Genomic DNA, 20,519 nt, shown 5'->3' with positions numbered 1-20,519 from the left:
GCAGTTGATCTTAGTGAGCGGCGGAGTCCCGGTTCCAGGAATGCGGAAGGTTGGCCAGCAGCCCGGGGCGGGGCGGGGCGCGGCCGTCGGGGGTTCGCGTGAACGTGATCTCGCCCGCGGCCAGTACGTCGCCGCCGCCCGCGCAGGCCGTGGTGGTACCGGGGCGCGGGTGTCCCGGTGTGGTCATGGGCGCCAGCGGGTGTGGGCCGCGATCGCCAGGGCGACCAGCATCGCGCCGAGCAGCCAGCCGGCCAGGACGTCCGAGGCCCAGTGGACGCCCAGCCAGATCCGCGTCAGGCCCACGCCCACCACGGAGACCGCCGCCACCGTCACCGCCGTGCGCCACACGGCCGGACTCACGCCCTCGCGGTGCAGTAGCCACAGGACGAGGCCGAGGGCGACCGTCGCCGTGAGGGCGTGGCCGGACGGGAAGGCCGCGTAGTGGGCGGAGTCGACCGGGTCGGGCCAGACCGGGCGCTCGCGGCCGACGGCGGCCTTCATGCCCTGCTGGATCGCCGTGCCCACCGCCGACGTCGTGACCAGCCACGCCGCCGTCCACCACGCCGCACGCCGCCACACCAGCCAGACGGCGACCGCCGCGCACAGCAACCGCATGACCAGCGGGTCCCAGACCCAGTCGGTGAGGACGCGGCAGACCTGGGTCACGTCCGGGTCGGCGACGGCCCAGCGGTGGGTGGTGCGGGCGATGTCGCCGTCGACGGAGATCAGGGGACCCCACTCCGCCACGACCAGGACGAGAAGCAGCAGCGAGGAGAGCCCCAGCGCCAGCGCGGCGCGGACGGCCGTGCGGTACGGCGAGGGGGCGGGCGGGGAGTCGACGGACGGCGAGTGCATGGTGTGATCCTTGCCGAACTCCGGGATTCGAAGCCAACCCGGGTCCGGCTTCCCGACTCCGACGCCCTCGGCCGAGCGCCCCGCGGCGAACCGGTCTCACACCGGGCGGCCTCAGCCGAGCGCCCGCAGCCCCGGCACCAGCGTCACCAGGACCGGGATCACCGGCACCAGCGCCGCCGCCGCCGTCAGTCGCAGTCTGCGGGCCGCGGTCAGCCGGTCCGGGGGCGTCAGCAGACGGTTCACCCGCTGGGGGACATGGGCGTGCGGGGCGGGGGAGGGGCCGAACACGCCCCGGTCCTCGTTGAGTTCGACCAGGGCGAGCGCGGTCGTGAGCCGGCCGAAGCGGCGGGACGCCATGTCGTCGGCGGCGAGCTCGACCAGACGGTGCATCTCGTCCCGGAACGCGGCGAACACCGGCACCTGCGGGAACCCGTTCGCCAACGCGGCCGAACAGTTCAGCAGCCAGTCGTGCCGCGCCTGCGCGTGCCCCTGCTCGTGCGCGAGCACCGCGTCCAGCTGACGGCCCTTCAGGCGACGCAACGCGGCCGTCGTGACGACGAGTCGAGGCGTGGCCCCGGACATCCACCAGGCGTCTGGCCGCTCGCCCTCCAGCACGACGAGCCGCCCCGTCGTGTCCACCTCGCCCGGCAACAGCGGTGCCCGCAGCCGCAGTTCGACCCGCCGACGGCGTCGCCGGGACCGGGCGCGGGTGATCTCCCGCGCGAGCATGGCCCCGCTCCACAGCCCACCGCACGCCAGGGCCACCGCGGTCGCCGCCGCCCAAGGGCCGGTAGTGCTCAGCGCGTACGCCTCCACGACCGCGCTCGGAGCCGGCGCGAAGACGTGCCCGCGCACCGCCTGCCAGGCCCCCGCCGCGCTCAGCGTCATCGACAGCGCGCAGCACAGCAGGACCGACGCCACCACGCACTGCCACGCCCACAGCGCGACCACGGGTTCACGGTCCGGCCAGTCGGCCCGGGCGAGCAGCCGGGGACCGGCGACGGCGGTCAGAGCGCCGAGCAGGAGCAGGACCGCGGGGACCATCATGGGCAGCACCCTATGAGCGGCGCGTCGCTCACGGGTACGGCTTGCCCCGGCAAAGTGACGCAGACCACGATTGCCCCGCCGCCGGAGGGGCAGCGCGCCGCGTCACATCGTCAGCAGCATCGCCAGCATCCCGATGCCCATCGACAGGCGGCACGCGCGCACCAGTTCGGGCCGGTCGCCCCAGGCGACGCCGCCTGCCGCACCTCCGCCCACGGGCAGCAGCCGCACCCCGGACACGAGGACGTACGTTGCGAAGTAGAGCAGCAGCACGCCCGTGAGGAACGGGACCCCGGAGCCGCCGCCGTGCGTGTGTCCGGCGCCCGCGCGGGGCGAGGCGGAGGAGGCGGCCATCACGACCGCCATGTAGACCATGGCCGAGGCCCCCACCAGATGGTGCAGATGGTGCGCGCCGGAACGGGCCGCCCACAGTGCGCGCAACGCGGCCGCGCCGAAGACCGCCGCGTACGCCGCCCAGGCCCACCGCGGCGGGGTGAACACGGCCGCGGGCACCGCCATCACCGCCATCCCGAACCCCATGAGCGCCTCTCCGCCCGCGGCGCGGCGCTGTCCCTCGTCGGCGCTGCGCATCCGCAGCAGGCAGTAGGCGCCGGTGGCCGCGCACAGCGCGACCAGCAGCCAGCCGGGCGAAGCCGGTCCGTGCACGCGCACCCCCCGCCGGACGGTCGGTCGAGGGATGCGATGCCCAGGACGCGCGGCGCGTATGCACCCGCAGGGGGGTGCGCGGGGAGCGTTCGAGGAGCGCGGTGCGGTGAGCAGGGCTGCCGGGAGCATGTATTTCACGAGTAAAACACATGCTAAATTAGTGGCATGAGCAGTGCGACCCCCACCCGTCCGCGCCCCCCGGCCCGGCTCCCCCTCGCCGGGGTGCTGCGGCTCGGCCGCCCCTCCGACATCTGGTTCAAGCCCGCCCTGAGCGTGGTCGTCGCGGTCGCGCCGCCGAACCTCACCCTGCTGGCCCTCGGCCGCCTCGACCTCGCGATGTACACGATGGCCGGGTCCCTGTGCGCCCTGTACGCCCACAACCGCCCGTACGCGGCACGGGCCCGCGCGCTCGCCTGGGTGGTGCTCGGCATGACCGGCGGGCTCGCCGTCGCCGTGCTCGCGGCCTCGCTCACCGCGAACGCCGTCGTCCTCGTCACCGTCGGCGCCCTCCTGGCCGCCGCGCAGAAGACGCTGTGCGACGCCACCCGCGTCGGACCGCCGGGCAACGTCGTCCTCACCTTCATCAGCTCGGCCTCGCTGTTCGTGCCGCAGACCCCGGGCCAGATCCCCGGCCATCTGGCACTGGCCCTCGCCGCGGGCGCGTGGGCCTGGCTGATCGGCATGGCGCCGGGCCTGCTGCGCCCCCACGGCCCCGAACGCCGCGCGACGGCCCAGGCCCTCGACGCGACCGCCGCGTATGCGACCGCCGTGCACGCGACGGTCGTGCATGCGACCGCCGTGCATGCGACCACGGCCTCCGCGACCGCCGCCCACCCGACCGCGCGACGCCCCGGCGACGACCACACCGGCACCGCGCCCGACGCCCGCGACGACCACGCACGCGCGCGTGCCGCCGCCGCTGCCGCCGTGCACGCCGCCTGGCAGACCCTGCTGTGGGCGCGCGACACGGAGACCCGCCGCGCCCTGCGACGCCTCCTGGTCCGCGTCGAGGTCGCCCTCGCCGCGCCCGCCGACAGCGACCCGGAACGGCTGCGCGCCTGGGCGCGGCGACTGCGCGGCACCTCCGCCGTCCCGCGCCCCGACGACCTCGTGGACGACGACGAACTCCTCGGCCTGGACGCCACGCTCGCCGTCGGACAGCCCCCGCTGTGGCGTCGCCTCGGCCCCCTCATCCCGCTCGCCGTCCGCACCGCCCTCGGCTGCGCGCTCGCCGGGTACGTCTCGCTCGCCCTCGGGATCGGCCGCTCCTACTGGGCGCTGGTCACCGCCGCGTCCCTCTACCAGGCGAACGTCACCCTCACCTGGAGCCGAGGGGTCCAACGTGTCGTCGGCAACCTCGTCGGCGTGCTCGCCTTCGCGGTGATCGTGCCGCTGGCCCACCTCCACCAGGCGGCCCTGGTCCTGACCTGCCTCGCCCTGAACTTCGGGGCCGAGGCGCTGATCAGCCGCAACTACTGGCTCGGCAGCGTCTGCGTGACCCCGATGGCTCTGCTCATCACCGAGTTCGCCCGGTACCAGGACGCGGGCGAGCTGATCACCGAGCGGGTCGTGGACACGTTCGTCGGCGCGCTGGTCGGCTTCGTCGCCGCCGTCGCCGTCACCAACCGCCGCGCCGGGGACCGCCTCGGGCAGGCGCTGACGGCCGCCGAGAGCGCCCGTGAGCACGTCGTCCGCCTTCTGGCCGAACCGCGGCCTCACCCCGCCCCGGCCGCCCTGGAGTCGGCCCGCCGCACGCTCGCGACCGCCCTGGTCCACCTGCGCACCACCGCCGACGCCGCCGCCGGCGAGTGGTGGCAGCGCGCCCTCCCCGAGGAGCGGGTCGTGGCGGTCGAACGGACCGGACACCGTACGCTCGCGGCGACGGCACGGCATCAGGGACTCCTGACCCGGGCCGCGGTCAGGGACACGAACACGGGCAGCGAAGCGGAGGCCACACGGCCATGACGGGGACGCAGGGGCAGCCGGCGAACGGCGACGGGGCGAACGGGGACGGGGTGAGGAGGGACGGAGAGCGGGGGGTGCCCGCGCGCGGGGATCGGGAGGGCATCGCCGAGGGACGGCGTGAGCCGGCCGCCGCCGAGGAGCGGGAGACGTCCGCGCGCGGGAGCAGCGAACAGCCGGCGTCCGCGACAGCTTCCGCGCCCGCTTCCACCTCCGCTTCCGCTTCCGCGCGGGACGGTCGCGCCGACACCGTCGCCGCCGTCGTCCGGCAGTGGCGGGAGGTGCGGCCCGATCTCGACACCGGGCCGATGGAGATCATCGGCCGGGTCAACCGCTGCGCCGCCCTGCTCCAGCAGGCCGAGGACGCCCCCCTGCGGCGGGCCGGGCTGAGCCGGCCCGAGTTCGACCTGCTGGGCGCCCTGCGCCGCACCGGGCATGAGCTGACCCCCGGCGAGCTGGCCCGGGAGACCTTCTCCTCGGGCGCGGCCGTCACCAAACGCGTCAAGCAGCTGACCGAACGCGGGCTGGTGGAGCGCCGCGTGGACACGCGCGACCGCCGCGTGGCCCACGTCCGCCTCACCGACGCCGGCCGTGACCTCGTCGACGGCATCATGCCCGAGCAACTCGCCTACGAGACCGCCGTACTGTCCGCAATGGACGGTGAACGGCAAGGCGAACTGGCCGATCTGCTGGGCGAGTTGCTGAGCCGCCTGGAAGGACACATGCGGACCCTCAAGGTCTGACCCCCCGGCCCCCAGCGCACGGCCGTTGACGCCGACCGCGCACCCTCTCTACGTTCGATCGGCGATCGTTTCGATGGACCGACCGTCAGTCGAAATCCCGAACAGAGGATGGTGCCGTGGCCGCCGAGACCGCCCCCGAGACCCTCACCGTCGACCTCGCCGCCGACACGGGCCCCTTCCACGGCGGCGCGAGCGGGACCCTCTACGGCCTGTACGGAGACGGGGTGCCCAGCCGCACCCTCGTCGAGGGCATGGCCGTGCGCACGGTGGCGACCAAGGCCCAGGACGGCGTGCAGCACCCCGGCGCCGACGCCCTGGAGATCCTGCCGTCCTTCGTCGCGGCGGGCGGCCGGGACGTGTACGTCTACATCCCGGACGCCTACCGGGGGTTCCCCTACGAGTGGCCCGGCGCCACCGGCGAGGAACGGCTCGCCGGGCTCATGCGGCGGATCCGCCGGCAGGTGGAGCAGGTTCTCACCCTCGGTGAGGACCTGGCCTCGCACATCGTGTACGTGCCGTTCAACGAGCCCGAGGGCAACATGTTCGGCACGGGGGAGTGGAGCCACGACGGGGTCTCGTGGCGCAGCGATCCCCGCGCCTACTTCGCCGCCTGGCGGGACGCCCACCGTCTGATCAAGGAACTCCACCCCGGCGCGCGCGTCGCCGGCCCCAACACCTGCGTCCTCTACGAAGAGGTGCGCGGCTTCCTGGAGTTCGCCCGGGAGCACGACGTCCTGCCCGACGTCGTCACCTGGCACGAGCTGTCGTCCCCCGCCGAGGTCCGCACCAACGTCGCTCGATACCGGGACCTGGAACGGGAGTTGGGGATCGGCCCGCTCCCGGTGAACATCAACGAGTACGCGCACAACTACCACCTGTCCGTGCCCGGCCAGATGATCCAGTGGATCTCCGCGATCGAGGAGTCCAAGGTCGACGCCGACATGGCGTACTGGAACATCGCGGGCAACCTCAACGACTCGGCGGTGGGCGCCAACAAAGGCAACGGCCAGTGGTGGCTGTTCAACGCCTACGGCCGGCTCACCGGGCACACCGTCCGCGTCACCGCGCCGCACCCCAACGCGCAGTACACCCTTCAGGGCGTCGCCGCGCTCGACCCGGACAAGCGGCAGGCCCGCGTCCTGTTCGGCGGCGGGAACGGTCACGCGCGGATCGTCGTCGAGCACGCCGACCCCGCCCTCTTCGGGGCCGCCGTGCACGCGCGGCTGGAGGAGATCCCGTGGACGGGGCAACTCGGCGCTAGTCCACAGCCGTTGCTGCTGCGGGACACCGAACTCCCGGTCGAGAAGGGCAGGATCACCCTCCCCGTGTCCGGCCTGGACGCGATGTCCGCCTACCAGCTCACCCTCTCTCCCGGCGGCCACGGCGCCACACCCGGCCGGCCCTCCGTGCGCTGGCGGCGCGGCTACGAGGCCGAGGAGGCGACGTACTCGGGATCCGGCCACGTCAAGCACGGCCCCGAGGGATCGCCGTCCGAGGTGGGGAAGTTCGCCACCTCCGGCGGTTATCACGTCGGCGGTCTGCGCACCGGCTCCGACGGCGTCCTCGCCTTCGACGTCGAGGTCCCGCAGGACGGCACGTACGACGTCTCGATCCTCGCCAACTCGCACAACCAGGCCGACCTGGTCCGGGAGCCGGGCCCCGCCAACGTCTTCCTGCGCGTCGACGGCGAACGGCCGCGGGAACTCCTGCTGCCCCTGGGCTACCAGTGGGCCGTCTGGGGCCGCACCGACACACGCGTCGACCTCACCGCAGGCCGGCACACCCTCACCCTGTCCGCCCGCGACCCCGAACTCGGCGTCACCCGCGGCGACGCCGTCATAGACCGCCTCGACCTGACCCTCCGTGAGGCCGATGCCGAAGCCGAGGCCGACACCGACGCTGACGCCGACAGCGTCTACGACGCCGCATACGCCTCCCTCACCGCCGGGGCCCGCATCGACCACACCACCCCCGGCGCTTCCGGCCCCGGCGTGGTCGTGCTGCCGAAGGACGCCGCCGTCACCTTCTGGGTGCACGCGGACGACGACGGCGAGGCGAGCGTGACCGTCGACCGAGTCGTGCCCGGCGAAGGGAAGTTGACCGTCAACGGCGAGGCCGTGGGCGCGGTCCGCGAGGGCGCCGTACCGCTGTTCCTGGCCGGCGGCGTCAACAAGGTCACCGTCACCGGCGTCTCGGAGCGGCTCGTCGTGGACCGGCTGCGCGTCGGCCCCTCGCGAGGACTGCTGCCGACCAGCACCCACCAGGCCGAGGACGGAGTCCTGTCGGGAGCCGCGCGGGTGACGGGCGCGTACCCGTACGCCACCGGAGGCAAGGCCGTCGACGGCGTCGGGGCCGGACCCGCGAACGCGCTCACCCTCACCGTGACCGCCGAACGGGCCGGCCGCCACGCCCTCACCCTGCGCTACTCCAACGGAGAGCAGGCCCCCGCCACCCACTACAACCCCGACCCCCTGTGCCGCCACGCCGACCTCACCGTCGACGGATCCGCCCCGCACCGCGTGCTGTTCCCCACCACCTTCCACTTCAACGCCTTCGCCGAGCTGTCCGTCCCCGTCACCCTGCGCCGCGGCGCCAACACCCTGACCTTCACCGCCGACGAACTCCCCGACTTCGACGGCGTCACCCGCAACCCGTTCGGCCAACGCTCGCCGTACGCACCCGTGTTGGACAGCGTGCGGGTCACCGCGCTCTGCTGACACGCCAGTTCGTATCCGGAGCCAACAGGCGGCGGCTACTTCTCGTCGCCCGCCCGGTACACGCCGAACGCCGCGCCCTGCGGGTCCCGGAGCACCGCGATCCGGAGCCCGTCGGGCAGCGTGGCGGGCTCCGTCGGGGCCGTTCCGCCCGCCCCCAGGGCCGCCGCGGCCGTCGCGTCGACGTCCGCTACCGCGAAGTACGGCCGCCAGTGCGGCGGCACCTCGTGCGGGAACGTGTCGTCCATGGCGATCATGCCGCCGAAGTCGGCCCCGCCGACGCCCCATTGCGTGTAGTGCTCCGAGGTGTTCACGGTCCAGCCGAACACCGTCGTGTAGAAGGCCTTCACCCGCGCCGGGTCCCGGGTCAGCAGCTCGACCCAGCCGAGCGAGCCCGGCGCGTTGACCAGCCCCGCGCCGGGGAAGGTCCGCGCCTGCCACAGCTGGAAGGCCGCGTCGGCGGGGTCGAGGGCGACGACGAAGCGGCCCATGTCGAACACGTCCATCGGGCCGACCAGCACCTTGCCCCCGGCCTCCTCGATCATCCGGGCGCTGACATCGGCGTCGGAGACCGTGAAGGACACGTTCCAGGCGACGGGCTGCGACTGCTGGTACAGCGGGCTGAGCGCGGCGACGGCCGCGTCGCCGAGGTGGGCGACGGTGTAGCCGCCCGCCTCCTGCCGGGGATCCGTCTCGCACCGCCAGCCGAACAACTCCCCGTAGAAGCGCTGCGCCGCCGCCAGGTCACTGGTGCCCAGCTCGGTCCAGCAGGGTCCGCCGGGCACGGGCGTGTCGAGCTTCATGGCGTTCCTTCCGAAGGGGGACCCCCTTCAGCACGCTATGCCCGGCTCCCACCCCCGGCATCCGGTGGGCTCACAGGCCCGGCCGGTACCGCAGCGGATGGTCGGCCGGCACCTCCACCAGCGCGATCGGCGTCCCGTCCGGGTCCGCGATCCACATCTCGACCAGCCCCCACGGCTCCTCGACCGGCGGGCGCACCACCTCCACGCCCTTCGCGCGCAGCTCCTCGTGCGCCGCCGACACGTCCGCGACCTGCACCCACAGCCGCACGGCCGGGTCCGGCGGCGTCTGCGCGCGCCCGGAGACCTCCAGGAAGCCGCCGCCGAGGAAGTAGACGGTCCCGCGCTCGGCCCCCGTCCCGAACTCGCGGTAGACGGCGAGGCCGAGTTGCTCGCCGTAGAAGGCGCGGGAGCGCTCGGGGTCGGTGGGGCGGAGCAGGATCCGGCTGCTGAGTACATGCACCATGCAACCGGAGCATAGGGCCCTTCCCCGGGCCGGGTTAGGCTCAGCGCTGCACGCGGCGCGCCCTCGGCTACCGGGTCGTCACCCGCTGCCGCGCCGCACGCCCTGCCACCGGCCGCACCGCACCGCCGCGCCCGACCCCGGAGACCGGAGACCGCCCCATGGACACCACCGCCACCGAGTTCACCTTCCGCGACGCCGTCGACACCGACGTGGACGCGCTGGTCGCGCTCGTCGAGTCGGCCTACCGGGGCGAGTCCAGCCGGGCCGGGTGGACCACGGAGGCGGACATCCTCCAGGGGCAGCGGACCGACCCCGACGGCGTCCTGGAGATCGTGAAGTCGTCCGACGGCCGGGTCCTGGTCGTCGAGCGGGACGGCCGGATCGTCGCCTGCTGCCAGCTGGAGCACCGCGGCGACCACGCCTACTTCGGGATGTTCGCGGTCAGCCCGACCGCCCAGGGCGCGGGCCTCGGCCGGATCGTCCTCACCGAGGCCGAGCGCCTCGCCCGGCAGACCTGGGACGCCACCGAGATGCACATGACCGTGATCTCGGTGCGCGAGGAGCTGATCGCCTGGTACGAGCGGCGCGGCTACCGGCGTACCGGCCGGATGACGCCGTTCCCGTACGGCGACGAGCGCTTCGGCATCCCGCAGCGCGACGACCTCCAGTTCGAGCTGCTGGTCAAGGAACTCGGCTGACCGTCACGCCGTCAGGCGGCCGGCGCGCTTGATCCCGGGCTGGTCGGTGGTCGCGCCGTCCAGCTCCAGGGCCCGCACCAGCCGCAGGTGGGTAGGCGTGTTGACCACCCAGCCGATGATCCGCAGACCGTTCCCGCGGGCCCGCTCGACGATCTCCAGGGTGAGCCGCCGGATGTCCAGGCACACGGTCGCCGCGCCCACGGCCACCGCTCGCTCCACGACGTCGACGCCGATGGGGGTCCCCCCGCTCGAGTTTGTTCGAGAGTGGGGGAGGCTGGCGACGAGAGCGGTGCTCACACCGGGCGCCAGCCGGGCGATCTCGGCGACCGCCTCGTCGTGGAACGAGGACACCTCGACGCGCTCGACCAGCCCGCGCGCGTGCATCACCTCGGCGAGCGCCCGCGCCGCCCGCACGTCCTTGATCTCGGCCTGGATCGGCAACGACACCGCATCCAGGACCTCTTCGAACACCGGCACCCGCTCGCCGCGCCCCGCGTCGAGCGCGCGCAGCTCGGCGAGCGTGTGGTCCGCGATCGGCCCGCTCCCGTCGGTCGTACGGTCCACGTCCGCGTCGTGCATGACCACGAGCGCGCCGTCCTTGCTCAGATGCAGATCGAGTTCCACGACGTCGAGGCCGGCCCGCTCGGCGGCGACGAACGACCGGAGGGTGTTCTCGGGCTCGACGCCCATCACTCCGCGGTGACCGATGGTGAGGAGGCTCAAGGCTCGGCTCGCTTCCGTCGTCGGCGGCGTCAGGGCAGCGACTGTTCCCCTACCCCGAGAGCGTGGCGAAAGTCATTGCATACCGAACGGGAAACAGGAAAAAGAGCGGTGACCATGGGGGGTGCGCAGGATAATTTCCCGAGCCCCCTCTTGCTGGAAGAAAGCTCGTATGCATACGGTGTCCTTACGCGAGGTTCTCCCGTGGAAGGTGGGACATGACGGAAATTCTTGTGCAGGTGGGTTCGGGGGAACAGGTTCCTCCCACGGCCAGGGTGGTGGAGCACCCTGCCTGGCCCGTGCTCAAGGATGCCGTGGAGCGGATCCGCCCCTGGCAGTCGAAGGACGGGTCGATCGACTTCGCGGCCGAGGGCGCGCCCGGACGGGCCGACGCCGAGCAGGCCGTGCGACAGGTCGTCGAGGCGGTCGAGGAGCTCTCCCCGCTGCTCCCGCACGACGCGGAGTACCACCGCGCCCTGGTCAAGGACCTGCGCCGCTGGGTCGAGGGCGGATTCGAGGTGCCGGACTTCCTGGACTCGCTGCTGGCCTTCCAGCCCGCCGCGAACCGCCGGGACGGCCTCCAGCACCTGGTCCTCTTCCCGATGTACACGCAGAACGGCAACCCGGACCGCAACCTCGAGGCGGTCGTGCTGCGCATGGTCTGGCCCGACTGGCTGGCCGAGCTGGAGCGCACCCGCTACGACAACCCGCTGTTCTGCGGCATCACCTTCGAGGACTTCACGGCCGGCTACGACACCAACTCCGCCGTCCTGTTCCCGGAGACCATCGCCGTCCGCGAGGCGCCGGAACGATTCTCCTGGGGCGGCATCTTCTGCGACCGCGAGGCCGCCCGCTTCCGCCGCGTGACCGAGGCCGCCGTCGACATCCTGGGCCTGGAACTGCCCGAGGACATCGCCGCCATGGTCCACGACCAGAAGCGCTGCGAGGAGGCCTTCGTCCTGTGGGACATGGTCCACGACCGCACCCACAGCCACGGCGACCTGCCCTTCGACCCGTTCATGATCAAGCAGCGCCAGCCGTTCTGGATGTACGGCCTGGAGGAGCTGCGCTGCGACCTCACCGCCTTCAAGGAGGCCGTCAAGCTCCAGGCGGACGGCGTCCCGCAGGCCCGTGACGTGCAGTACGCGGTGCTCTTCGACCGCATGTTCCGCTTCCCCGTCACCGGCGAGCGCGTCCGCAACTACGACGGCCTCGGCGGCCAGCTCCTCTTCGCCTACCTGCACAAGCACGACGTGGTGCGCTGGACCGACAACAAGCTGCACATCGACTGGCAGCGCGCCCCGCAGGTCACCAACGAGCTGTGCGCGGAGATCGAGAAGCTCTACCGCGACGGCATCGACCGCCCCAAGCTCGTCCACTGGTTCGCCGGGTACGAACTGGTCTCCGACTACCTCGCCCCGCACCCGGGCTCCAGGTGGGCCAAGGGCCCCGACGCCCTGGACCTGTCCCAGCCGCCGCGCAAGCTCGTCGATGACGTGCTTCCGGACGAGTTTCCGCTCAGCATGTTCTATGAGGCCCTGTCCAAGAAGCTGAAGAACGTGATCGCCTCCACCAAGGGCATCACGGCGGACGGCGCCGAGCGGATCGCCGCGTGAGCGACCTGCGTACCGAGAACACTGCTCAGGAGGCGAAGACCATGGGGAACGGGGCTCTCAGCGGTGCGGTCATCGCGGTGGCCGGAGCGGGCGGACCCGCCGGCCGGGCGACCCTGCTGCGACTCGCCGAGGCGGGCGCGACCGTCATCGGCTCGGACAACGATCCGGAGCGCCTGGCGGAGGCCGTCGACGCGGCCCGCTACGGAGCCGGCGGCGCGAGCGTCATCGGCGACACGGTCGACCTGCTCGACCTCCAGTCGACCCAGGAGTGGGCCCTGCGGGTCGAGAAGGACTTCGGCCGGGTCGACGGCCTGGTCCACCTCGTCGGCGGCTGGCGCGGAAGCGAGACCTTCACCAGGACGAGCCTGGACGACTGGGACTTCCTGGAGATGCTCCTCGTCCGCACCGTGCAGCACACCTCGCTCGCCTTCCACGAGGCGCTCCAGCGCAGCGACCGCGGCCGTTACGTCCTGATCAGCGCCGCGGGCGCCAGCAAGCCCACCGCGGGCAACGCCGCCTACGCCGCCGGCAAGGCCGCCGCCGAGGCGTGGACGCTGGCCATGGCCGACTACTTCCGCAAGGCGGGGGGCACCGAGGGCCTGACCTCGGCGGCTGGGATCCTGGTGGTGAAGGCGCTGGTGCACGACGCGATGCGCGCCGACCGACCCAACGCGAAGTTCGCGGGCTTCACCGACGTGAAGGACCTGGCCGAGGCCATCGCCGACGTCTGGGAGAAGCCCGCCGCCGAAGTGAACGGACATCGTCTGTGGCTCACCGAGAAGCCGTGAACCCACCCAGGACCGACGCTCGCCGCCGTCACGACCCGCAGGTCCGAGGCTTCGCCAGCGACAACTACGCCGGGGCGCACCCGGAGGTGATGGCCGCCCTGGCCCTGGCCAACGGCGGCCATCAGGTCGCCTACGGCGAGGACGACTACACCGAGAACCTCCAGCGGATCGTCCGCAGCCACTTCGGCCCCACGGCGGAGGCGTTCCCGGTCTTCAACGGCACCGGCGCCAACGTCGTCGCGCTCCAGGCGCTCACCGACCGCTGGGGCGCGGTCGTCTGCGCCGAGAGCGCCCACATCAACGTGGACGAGGGCGGCGCGCCCGAACGCATGGGCGGCCTCAAGCTGCTCACGGTGCCCACTCCCGACGGCAAGCTCACCCCCGAGCTGATCGACCGGCAGGCCTGGGGCTGGGAGGACGAGCACCGCGCGATGCCGCAGGTCGTCTCGATCACCCAGAGCACCGAGCTCGGCACCCTCTACACGCCGGACGAGATCCGCGCGATCTGCGACCACGCCCACGCGCGCGGTATGAAGGTCCACCTGGACGGCTCACGCATAGCCAACGCGGCGGCCTCGCTCGACGTGCCGATGCGCACGTTCACCAACGCGGTCGGCGTCGACGTCCTCTCCCTCGGCGGGACGAAGAACGGGGCCATGTTCGGCGAGGCGGTCGTCGTCCTGAACCAGGACGCCGTCAGCCACATGAAGCACCTGCGCAAGCTGTCCATGCAGCTCGCCTCCAAGATGCGCTTCGTGTCGGTGCAGTTGGAGGCCCTGCTCGCCAAGGACCTGTGGCTGCGCAACGCCCGCCACGCCAACGAGATGGCGCAGCGGCTGGCCGAGGGCGTCCGGGCCGTGCACGGCGTCGAGATCCTCTACCCGGTGCAGGCCAACGGCGTGTTCGCCAAGCTGCCGAACGAGGTGAGCGAGCGGCTCCAGAAGAAGTTTCGCTTCTACTTCTGGGACGAGGCGGCCGGCGTCGTGCGCTGGATGTGCGCCTTCGACACGACGGAGGACGACGTGGATGCCTTCGTCGCGGCGCTGAAGGAGGAGATGGCCCGCTGAGAGGCCCCTCCCTGACTGCATAGGTATGCGATCACCTGAAAAGTCATTGACCTTCGGGTGATCGCTTTCCTATGCTCTCGCGCCATGCAGCTGATCCAGGAGAACCCCGACCTGTCCGCCTATCTGGCCGCGGACGAGGTCATCGACCATCACCATCCGCTGGTGCGGGAGACCGCCGCGCGTCTCGCCGACGACGCGGCGGACTCGTATGCCTATGCGCGACTGGCTTTCGCCTACGTCCGCGACGCCATCCCGCACTCGCAGGACTCCGGCGACCCGCGCGTCACCTGGCGCGCCTCCGACGTGCTGGAGCAGCGGACGGGCGTCTGCTACGCCAAGGCCCACGCCCTGGCCGCGCTGCTGCGGGCCGAGGACATCCCGGCCGCGCTGTGCTACCAGAAGCTCGACGTGGTGCACGGACTGGTCGCCGTGCGCTTCCGCGGCGCCTGGCACCGCCAGGACCCGCGCGGCAACAAGCCGGGCGTGGACGCCCGCTTCTGTCTGGACGGCGAGCGGCTCGCCTTCACGCCCGACGCCGAGGCCGGAGAGTACGACCACCCGGTGCTGTACGCCACCCCGCACCCGGCCGTGCTGAGCGCGCTGAAGGCGGCCCCGGACCGCCCCCGCCTCTGGGAGACGCTCCCCACCGCGCTGTGAGCCGGCTCCCGCGCGCGGGAGGGGTCAGCGGGCCTCGGCCGCGCGCACCTGCTCCGGAGTGGGGGCCGTGCCGCCCAGGTGGGCCGGCATCCACCAGGTGTCTTCGGCGTCCTTCGGACGCACCGGGTAGGCGCGCTGGGCGGCCTCCAGGAGCTCCTGGACGCGCTCGCGCAGCTGCCGGGTGATCGCCCCCGCGTACTTGTCGCGGGAGGCCTCGATCGCCTCCCCGACGCGGATGGTGATCGGCGTGTGGCTGCGCTTGAAGTTGCGCGGGTGCCCCTTGGTCCACAGCCGCTGCGTGCCCCACACGGCCATCGGGATCAGCGGGACGCCCGCCTCCTGGGCCAGCCGCGCGGCGCCCGACTTGAAGCTCTTCAGCGTGAACGACTCGGAGATCGTGGCCTCCGGGAAGACGCCGACGATCTCGCCGGAGCGCAGCGAGTCCAGGGCGTGCGCGTACGCGGCCTCGCCCTGCTTGCGGTCCACCGGGATGTGCTTCATGCCGCGCATCAGCGGACCGGAGATCTTGTGGCGGAAGACCGACTCCTTCGCCATGAACCGCACGAGGCGCTTCTGCGGGAGCGCGGCGAGACCGTCGAAGATGAAGTCGAGGTAGCTGATGTGATTGCTGACCAGCACGGCTCCGCCCGAGCGCGGGATGTTCTCCGACCCCTTGCAGTCGATCTTGAGATCCCAGACCTTGAACAGGGTCTGGGCGAGGCCGACGACGGGGCGGTAGACAAGCTCAGCCATGGGCGGGGCGAACCCTTCCTTCTCTCTGCCCGCGGGAGGACTCCCGAGGAGCAAAGTTACGCAGCCGTAGGTTTACGGCATGTCGCAGATCGTGCCCGAAGAACGGCTCGGGAGCCAGCCCTGGTGCCCCCGAACCGCGAGATCCTCGTCACTTCACCCCCCTGACCCACCTTGTGCTTTTAGATCGTCTTTACTTCGTTCGTACCGTCACCCTGCGGACGAGCACGAACATCTCGCAGCCGAGGCAGTACCCGAAAGCGGCATTGAGGAACGCGGCCGCCAGCGCCGCCGCGGTCGCCGCCAGTCCCAGCCACTCGGGCCCGAGCGTGAAGCCGACCAGGCCGAGCCCCGCGAAGACCAGCCCCACCGCCTGCGCGAACCGCGGCGGCTCCGGCGGCTCGAACTCCGTCGGCGGCCCGAGCTTCGGGCGCACCGCCACCCGGAAGGCCCACCCGTACGGCGAGCGCGCCACCCCGCCCGCCGCGCCGAGCGCGAACGCCAGCGTCTGCCAGGCCAGCAGCCAGGCGCTCCCCGTGATCAGCACGACCGCGAGAACGACGGCCGTCACGGCGGCTCCGAACCGCGGCCCCCTCACATCGATGTCCATGAATCAAGCATTCCGCATCGGGAAGACCTCGTGGAGGCGGGAATCTTTGCAGTCTCGTGAATGGTTGTGCGGGTGATGACCGGACTCATGGTGTGCGTGGCGGCGCTCGCGGCGGCGAGCGTCTACGGAGTGCTGCACCGACGGCGGAACGGGAGAGTACGCGTGCGCGGACGCGACGAGGGACAGCGACTCGGTGCGGACCGGCTCGGCGGCGAACTGGGGGAGCGCGCCACGCTCGTACAGTTCTCCAGCGCCTTCTGCGCCCCCTGCCGGGCCACCCGCCGCGTCCTCGACGAGGTCGCCGGCATGGTCCCGGGCGTCGTCCACCTGGAGGTGGACGCCGAGGCCCGCCTCGATCTCGTCCGCGACCTCGGCATCCTCAAGACCCCGACCGTGCTGGTCCTCGACGCCGACGGCCGCATCGTGCGCCGGGCCGCCGGCCAGCCCCGCAAGGCCGACGTCATCGCGGCCCTGGGGGAGGCCGTGTGAAGCCCGTGCGGCGAGCGGCGGGGCGGCTCCCGGATCCCGGGACGGACTTGACTGCGCCTGCCACCTATCGTCAGCCTGACCGTATGCCAGAGGAACTCCTTCTCCACGGACGGGTCCACGTCGACCTCGTACGTACCGCGAGCGCGCGCTGTCCGGGCCGGTGAGCACCCGCGACCCAGCTCGTCACCTCCCGCAGAAGGACTACTCCATGACGGCCACGCCCGGCCTCAGCACCCCCCGACTCGCCTCGCCCGACCTGCTGCGCTCCGTCTTCCGCCGGCACGCGGCCGGAGTGGCCGTGATCACCGCCTCCGGCGAGAACGGCCCCGTGGGCTTCACCGCCACCTCCCTGACCTCCGTCTCCGCCGAGCCGCCGCTGCTCTCCTTCGGAATCGGCACCGGCGCGTCCAGCTGGCCGGCCCTCTCCGGGGCCGACCACGTCGGCGTGCACATACTCGGCGAGCACCAGCGGGAGCTGGCCGACACCTTCGCCCGCAGCGGCGCCGACCGGTTCGGGGCGCCGACCGCCTGGCGCGAGGGCCCCGAGGGGGTTCCCGTGCTGGACGACGTGCTCGCGTGGCTCGTGTGCCGGGTCGTCGCGCGCGTGCCCGCGGGAGATCACCGCATCGTGCTCGCGGAGGTCGTCCTCGGGGATCCGGCGGGCGCCGGGCGGCCGTTGCTCTACCACCAGGGCCGGTTCACCGCTCTGCGTGATTGATCACGGGCCCGCGCTCCTGCGGAACCGTCGGATTCCGATTACGCTGCGTTGCACAGGTCACAGTTCAAAGCGCTTGCTCAGCGGGAACGAACTGGGTGTACTGGCGAGTAATATTTCGGTCGGAGCGCGGGCCGCCCCGACCGGGATCGGCCGCTTGCAGCGCCTATGCTGCCTGCAAGAAGGCAGCCGAGAACTGACGATTGCAGTAGGAGAGCCGGCGTGAGCTTGAGGATCGTTGTCACTGTGAAGTACGTGCCCGACGCCACTGGCGATCGGCGCTTCGCCGATGACCTGACCGTCGACCGGGACGACGTGGACGGTCTGCTCTCCGAGCTCGACGAATACGCCGTCGAGCAGGCGCTGCAGATCTCCGAGAACTCCGACGACGACGTGGAGATCACCGTTCTGACGGTGGGCCCCGAGGACGCCAAGGACGCGCTGCGCAAGGCGCTGTCGATGGGCGCCGACAAGGCGATCCACGTCGAGGACGACGACCTGCACGGCACCGACGCCATCGGCACCTCCCTGGTCCTGGCCAAGGCCGTCGAGAAGGCCGGCTACGACCTGGTGATCTCCGGCATGGCCTCCACCGACGGCACCATGGGCGTCGTCCCGGCCCTGCTGGCCGAGCGCCTGGGCGTGCCGCAGGTGACCCTGCTGTCCGAGGTCTCCGTCGAGGACGGCACCGTCAAGGGCCGCCGTGACGGCGACGCCGCCTCGGAGCAGCTGGAGGCCTCCCTGCCGGCCGTCGTGTCGGTCACCGACCAGTCCGGCGAGGCGCGTTACCCGTCCTTCAAGGGCATCATGGCCGCCAAGAAGAAGCCGGTCGAGTCCTGGGACCTGTCCGACCTCGACATCGAGGCCGAGGAGGTCGGCCTGGAGAGCGCGTGGACCAAGGTCGAGTCCGCGACCGAGCGCCCCGCGCGCACCGCCGGCACGATCGTCAAGGACGAGGGCGAGGGCGGCAAGCAGCTCGCCGAGTACCTCGCGGGCCAGAAGTTCATCTAGGCCCCGGCACGTCGCCCGCCCCCTCAACTTCGTTTCGCAGGAGAGCAATCCCATGGCTGAAGTCCTCGTCTACGTCGACCACGTGGACGGCGCCGTCCGCAAGCCCACCCTCGAGCTGCTGACCCTGGCCCGCCGCGTCGGCGAGCCCGTCGCCGTCGCCCTCGGCTCCGGCGCCGAGAACACCGCCGCCGCGCTCGCCGAGCACGGCGCGGTGAAGGTCCTCACGCACGACGCCTCCGAGTACGCCGACTACCTCGTCGTACCGAAGGTGGACGCGCTCCAGGCCGCCGTCGAGGCCGTCTCCCCGGCCGCCGTGCTCATCCCGTCCTCCGCGGAGGGCAAGGAGATCGCCGCCCGTCTGGCGCTGCGCATCGGCTCCGGCATCATCACCGACGCCGTCGACCTCGAGGCCGGCGACGAGGGCCCGGTGGCCACCCAGTCGGTGTTCGCCGCGTCCTTCACCACCAAGTCCCGTGTCTCCAAGGGCACCCCGGTCATCACGGTCAAGCCGAACAGCGCCGCCGTCGAGGCCGCCCCGGCCGCCGGCGCGGTCGAGGCGCTGAGCGTGTCCTTCTCCGCCCAGGCGACCGGCACCAAGGTCACCGGCCGCACCCCGCGCGAGTCGACCGGCCGCCCGGAGCTGACCGAGGCCGCGATCGTGGTCTCCGGCGGCCGCGGCGTCAACGGCGCCGAGAACTTCTCGATCATCGAGGCCCTCGCCGACTCCCTCGGCGCGGCCGTCGGCGCCTCCCGCGCCGCGGTGGACGCCGGCTGGTACCCGCACACCAACCAGGTCGGCCAGACCGGCAAGTCCGTCTCGCCGCAGCTGTACATCGCCAACGGCATCTCCGGCGCGATCCAGCACCGCGCCGGCATGCAGACCTCGAAGACCATCGTGGCCGTCAACAAGGACCCCGAGGCCCCGATCTTCGACCTGGTCGACTACGGCGTCGTCGGCGACCTCTTCGAGGTCGTCCCGCAGCTCACCGAGGAGATCAAGACCCGCAAGGGCTGATCGTCCGCCGCGTCGCCCGACGCCCGCCGGGCTGCCCGAGGCCCTCGTGACCACGCCGGTCACGGGGGCCTCGGCCCGTTCCGGGTCACCTCACCCCAGCGTCACCGTGGCCTGCACCGGCACATGGTCGCTCGCGTAACGGCCGTCCAGCGTGAACGTGTCGACCCAGCTCCGGTGGACCGTGACGCCCGGCGTCGCCAGGATCCAGTCGATCCGGGAGCCGCCCCGCTTGAGCCGCCGGTACGCGTGATAGGTCCCGTAGGCCTCGCCGCGCGCCCGAGCCGTGTCCCAGGTGTCGACCAGACCGGCGCCCAGCAGCGTGTCGTAGACCCGGCCTTTGTGCGCGCCGACGTTGAAGTCGCCGGTCACCAGCAGGGGAAGGCCCGGCTCGAAGCCCGCGACCCGGGACGCGATCAGGGCGGCCCCGCGCTCCCGCGCCTTCTTGCTCTTGTGGTCGAGATGGGTGTTGAAGAGGCAGAACTCCCGCCCCCCGGCGCGCAGATCACGGAAGCGGACCCAGGTGACCATGCGGGGGTGCATGCCGCCCCAGGTGTTGGAGCCGTACACCTCGGGCGTGTCGGAGAGCCAGAAGTGGGCGTGCTCGACCGGCGTCAGCCGCCGCGTGTCGAAGAAAACGGCCATGGACTCCTGGTCCCCGCCGCCGCGGCCGGTGCCGATCCAGTCCCAGTGCTGCCCCAAGTCGGCCTCGATGTCCCGCAGTTGCGGCGGCTCGCCCTCCTGGGTGCCGATGACGTGCGGAGCCGCTCGGCGTAACAGGGCGCTCATCGCCGGGCGACGGCTCGCCCAGCTGTGCGGCTCCTTGACGCTGGGAAAGCGGAGGTTGAAGGTCATGACCTCCAACGGCGGTGCCTCGACCGGCGGTTGCATGCTCTCGCCCTGCTCCTTCGGTTCCCGGGACCGGTCGGGAACGCCGGAGGAGCGGACCGTCCCGAGCAGCGGCACCGCGACGGCCGCTGCCATCATGGTCCTCATCCCCGTACGACGAGAGATCCCCCCGGTGCCCGTCATGTGCTCCCTCCCTGTGCTCCCTCCCCCGTGATCCAGGATGAAGGTGCGAACCGCTGTGCGGAAGGGGAATCGGATGACTGCCGGGAGATCAGGGGATGGACAGG

22 protein-coding genes are annotated in these 20,519 nt (G+C 72.3%); 12 read left to right on the top strand and 10 right to left on the bottom strand.

What is annotated here, in order from left to right; genetic code table 11:
* Positions 1-10: 10 nt before the first annotated feature.
* The 4 genes from ACFYX4_RS34540 to ACFYX4_RS34525 all read right to left on the bottom strand — a co-directional run bounded on the left by ACFYX4_RS34540 (position 11) and on the right by ACFYX4_RS34525 (position 2,565).
* Positions 11-187: a hypothetical protein gene (locus ACFYX4_RS34540; RefSeq protein WP_389341960.1), complete on the bottom strand. Its 177-nt coding sequence runs from the start codon at positions 185-187 to the stop codon at positions 11-13.
* Positions 184-855, bottom strand: coding sequence for a phosphatase PAP2 family protein (locus ACFYX4_RS34535; RefSeq protein ID WP_389341957.1), 672 nt, complete (start codon positions 853-855; stop codon positions 184-186). Before ACFYX4_RS34535 ends, ACFYX4_RS34540 begins: the two co-directional genes overlap by 4 nt.
* A 111-nt stretch (positions 856-966) precedes the next feature.
* Positions 967-1,902, bottom strand: coding sequence for a M56 family metallopeptidase (locus ACFYX4_RS34530; protein WP_389341954.1), 936 nt, complete (start codon positions 1,900-1,902; stop codon positions 967-969).
* A 102-nt stretch (positions 1,903-2,004) separates the two neighbouring features.
* Positions 2,005-2,565 (bottom strand): DUF5134 domain-containing protein, encoded by a 561-nt coding sequence (locus tag ACFYX4_RS34525; RefSeq protein ID WP_389341951.1) that lies wholly within the window; start codon positions 2,563-2,565, stop codon positions 2,005-2,007.
* Positions 2,566-2,730: 165 nt separating this feature from the next.
* On the opposite strand from ACFYX4_RS34525, the gene ACFYX4_RS34520 reads away from it, so the two are divergent.
* The 3 genes from ACFYX4_RS34520 to ACFYX4_RS34510 all read left to right on the top strand — a co-directional run bounded on the left by ACFYX4_RS34520 (position 2,731) and on the right by ACFYX4_RS34510 (position 7,987).
* A complete protein-coding gene (locus ACFYX4_RS34520; protein ID WP_389341948.1) occupies positions 2,731-4,530 on the top strand; it encodes an FUSC family protein in 1,800 nt (599 codons plus the stop codon).
* Positions 4,531-4,808: 278 nt separating this feature from the next.
* The gene (locus ACFYX4_RS34515; protein ID WP_389342106.1) at positions 4,809-5,270 is read left to right on the top strand and encodes a MarR family winged helix-turn-helix transcriptional regulator; all 462 of its coding nucleotides are present in this window, start codon (positions 4,809-4,811) and stop codon (positions 5,268-5,270) included.
* A 116-nt stretch (positions 5,271-5,386) separates the two neighbouring features.
* Positions 5,387-7,987 carry a cellulosome protein gene (locus ACFYX4_RS34510; protein WP_389341945.1) on the top strand — a complete coding sequence of 867 codons (2,601 nt, stop codon included), beginning with the start codon at positions 5,387-5,389 and terminating at the stop codon, positions 7,985-7,987.
* 35 nt (positions 7,988-8,022) lie between these two features.
* Here the strand turns inward: ACFYX4_RS34510 and ACFYX4_RS34505 are convergent, their stop codons facing one another.
* Together ACFYX4_RS34505 and ACFYX4_RS34500 are read right to left on the bottom strand one after the other, a co-directional pair.
* The gene (locus ACFYX4_RS34505) at positions 8,023-8,787 is read right to left on the bottom strand and encodes a VOC family protein (protein ID WP_389341942.1); all 765 of its coding nucleotides are present in this window, start codon (positions 8,785-8,787) and stop codon (positions 8,023-8,025) included.
* Positions 8,788-8,857: 70 nt separating this feature from the next.
* Positions 8,858-9,250 carry a VOC family protein gene (locus ACFYX4_RS34500; protein ID WP_389341939.1) on the bottom strand — a complete coding sequence of 131 codons (393 nt, stop codon included), beginning with the start codon at positions 9,248-9,250 and terminating at the stop codon, positions 8,858-8,860.
* Between the two features lie 158 nt (positions 9,251-9,408).
* On the opposite strand from ACFYX4_RS34500, the gene ACFYX4_RS34495 reads away from it, so the two are divergent.
* Entirely contained in the window at positions 9,409-9,948 is a 540-nt protein-coding gene (locus ACFYX4_RS34495; protein ID WP_389341936.1) for a GNAT family N-acetyltransferase, read from the top strand.
* A gap of 3 nt (positions 9,949-9,951) precedes the next feature.
* Here ACFYX4_RS34495 and ACFYX4_RS34490 read toward each other — a convergent pair whose 3' ends face one another.
* Entirely contained in the window at positions 9,952-10,671 is a 720-nt protein-coding gene (locus ACFYX4_RS34490) for a glycerophosphodiester phosphodiesterase (protein ID WP_389341933.1), read from the bottom strand.
* Positions 10,672-10,886: 215 nt separating this feature from the next.
* Here ACFYX4_RS34490 and ACFYX4_RS34485 point away from each other — a divergent pair, with 215 nt between their 5' ends.
* The 4 genes from ACFYX4_RS34485 (at position 10,887) to ACFYX4_RS34470 (ending at position 14,796) form a co-directional block, all read left to right on the top strand.
* Entirely contained in the window at positions 10,887-12,284 is a 1,398-nt protein-coding gene (locus ACFYX4_RS34485) for a DUF6421 family protein (RefSeq protein WP_389341930.1), read from the top strand.
* 41 nt (positions 12,285-12,325) lie between these two features.
* Complete coding sequence (locus ACFYX4_RS34480; RefSeq protein WP_389342103.1) at positions 12,326-13,072, top strand: SDR family NAD(P)-dependent oxidoreductase; 747 nt, start codon at positions 12,326-12,328, stop codon at positions 13,070-13,072.
* Positions 13,069-14,139 carry a threonine aldolase family protein gene (locus tag ACFYX4_RS34475; RefSeq protein ID WP_389341927.1) on the top strand — a complete coding sequence of 357 codons (1,071 nt, stop codon included), beginning with the start codon at positions 13,069-13,071 and terminating at the stop codon, positions 14,137-14,139. The genes ACFYX4_RS34480 and ACFYX4_RS34475 overlap by 4 nt, the downstream gene beginning before the upstream one ends.
* 84 nt (positions 14,140-14,223) lie before the next feature.
* Positions 14,224-14,796, top strand: a complete 573-nt coding sequence (locus ACFYX4_RS34470; protein WP_389341924.1) for a transglutaminase domain-containing protein — start codon at positions 14,224-14,226, stop codon at positions 14,794-14,796.
* Between the two features lie 24 nt (positions 14,797-14,820).
* Here the strand turns inward: ACFYX4_RS34470 and ACFYX4_RS34465 are convergent, their stop codons facing one another.
* Entirely contained in the window at positions 14,821-15,549 is a 729-nt protein-coding gene (locus ACFYX4_RS34465; RefSeq protein ID WP_389341921.1) for a lysophospholipid acyltransferase family protein, read from the bottom strand.
* Positions 15,550-15,739: 190 nt separating this feature from the next.
* Positions 15,740-16,156, bottom strand: a complete 417-nt coding sequence (locus tag ACFYX4_RS34460) for a DUF4395 domain-containing protein (RefSeq protein WP_389341918.1) — start codon at positions 16,154-16,156, stop codon at positions 15,740-15,742.
* 75 nt (positions 16,157-16,231) lie between these two features.
* Between ACFYX4_RS34460 and ACFYX4_RS34455 the strand changes: the two genes are divergently transcribed.
* The 4 genes from ACFYX4_RS34455 (at position 16,232) to ACFYX4_RS34440 (ending at position 19,386) form a co-directional block, all read left to right on the top strand.
* On the top strand, positions 16,232-16,645 hold the full coding sequence (locus ACFYX4_RS34455) for a TlpA family protein disulfide reductase (protein WP_389341915.1): 414 nt from the start codon (positions 16,232-16,234) through the stop codon (positions 16,643-16,645).
* Between the two features lie 208 nt (positions 16,646-16,853).
* Entirely contained in the window at positions 16,854-17,363 is a 510-nt protein-coding gene (locus ACFYX4_RS34450; protein ID WP_389341912.1) for a flavin reductase family protein, read from the top strand.
* 219 nt (positions 17,364-17,582) lie between these two features.
* Entirely contained in the window at positions 17,583-18,371 is a 789-nt protein-coding gene (locus ACFYX4_RS34445; RefSeq protein WP_389341909.1) for an electron transfer flavoprotein subunit beta/FixA family protein, read from the top strand.
* A gap of 52 nt (positions 18,372-18,423) precedes the next feature.
* Entirely contained in the window at positions 18,424-19,386 is a 963-nt protein-coding gene (locus ACFYX4_RS34440) for an electron transfer flavoprotein subunit alpha/FixB family protein (RefSeq protein ID WP_389341906.1), read from the top strand.
* Between the two features lie 90 nt (positions 19,387-19,476).
* Here the strand turns inward: ACFYX4_RS34440 and ACFYX4_RS34435 are convergent, their stop codons facing one another.
* Positions 19,477-20,370 carry an endonuclease/exonuclease/phosphatase family protein gene (locus tag ACFYX4_RS34435; RefSeq protein ID WP_389341903.1) on the bottom strand — a complete coding sequence of 298 codons (894 nt, stop codon included), beginning with the start codon at positions 20,368-20,370 and terminating at the stop codon, positions 19,477-19,479.
* Positions 20,371-20,519 lie beyond the last annotated feature (149 nt).

Origin of the sequence: Streptomyces sp. NPDC002328 (genome assembly GCF_042890065.1) — a bacterium.
Taxonomy (GTDB): domain Bacteria; phylum Actinomycetota; class Actinomycetes; order Streptomycetales; family Streptomycetaceae; genus Streptomyces.
The sequence above is the reverse complement of the archived record's forward strand: the minus strand, read 5'-3'. Positions and strand labels throughout refer to the sequence as shown.

Bases quoted from the DNA above. Each gene is read 5' to 3' on its own strand.
- ACFYX4_RS34465 (WP_389341921.1), bottom strand. From the start codon at position 15,549: ATGGCTGAGCTTGTCTACCGCCCCGTCGTCGGCCTCGCCCAGACCCTG.
- ACFYX4_RS34470 (WP_389341924.1), top strand. From the start codon at position 14,224: ATGCAGCTGATCCAGGAGAACCCCGACCTGTCCGCCTATCTGGCCGCG.
- ACFYX4_RS34520 (WP_389341948.1), top strand. From the start codon at position 2,731: ATGAGCAGTGCGACCCCCACCCGTCCGCGCCCCCCGGCCCGGCTCCCC.
- ACFYX4_RS34530 (WP_389341954.1), bottom strand. From the start codon at position 1,902: ATGATGGTCCCCGCGGTCCTGCTCCTGCTCGGCGCTCTGACCGCCGTC.
- ACFYX4_RS34460 (WP_389341918.1), bottom strand. From the start codon at position 16,156: ATGGACATCGATGTGAGGGGGCCGCGGTTCGGAGCCGCCGTGACGGCC.
- ACFYX4_RS34435 (WP_389341903.1), bottom strand. From the start codon at position 20,370: ATGATGGCAGCGGCCGTCGCGGTGCCGCTGCTCGGGACGGTCCGCTCC.
- ACFYX4_RS34455 (WP_389341915.1), top strand. From the start codon at position 16,232: ATGACCGGACTCATGGTGTGCGTGGCGGCGCTCGCGGCGGCGAGCGTC.
- ACFYX4_RS34440 (WP_389341906.1), top strand. From the start codon at position 18,424: ATGGCTGAAGTCCTCGTCTACGTCGACCACGTGGACGGCGCCGTCCGC.
- ACFYX4_RS34500 (WP_389341939.1), bottom strand. From the start codon at position 9,250: ATGGTGCATGTACTCAGCAGCCGGATCCTGCTCCGCCCCACCGACCCC.
- ACFYX4_RS34450 (WP_389341912.1), top strand. From the start codon at position 16,854: ATGACGGCCACGCCCGGCCTCAGCACCCCCCGACTCGCCTCGCCCGAC.
- ACFYX4_RS34495 (WP_389341936.1), top strand. From the start codon at position 9,409: ATGGACACCACCGCCACCGAGTTCACCTTCCGCGACGCCGTCGACACC.
- ACFYX4_RS34480 (WP_389342103.1), top strand. From the start codon at position 12,326: ATGGGGAACGGGGCTCTCAGCGGTGCGGTCATCGCGGTGGCCGGAGCG.
- ACFYX4_RS34540 (WP_389341960.1), bottom strand. From the start codon at position 187: ATGACCACACCGGGACACCCGCGCCCCGGTACCACCACGGCCTGCGCG.
- ACFYX4_RS34505 (WP_389341942.1), bottom strand. From the start codon at position 8,787: ATGAAGCTCGACACGCCCGTGCCCGGCGGACCCTGCTGGACCGAGCTG.
- ACFYX4_RS34535 (WP_389341957.1), bottom strand. From the start codon at position 855: ATGCACTCGCCGTCCGTCGACTCCCCGCCCGCCCCCTCGCCGTACCGC.
- ACFYX4_RS34485 (WP_389341930.1), top strand. From the start codon at position 10,887: ATGACGGAAATTCTTGTGCAGGTGGGTTCGGGGGAACAGGTTCCTCCC.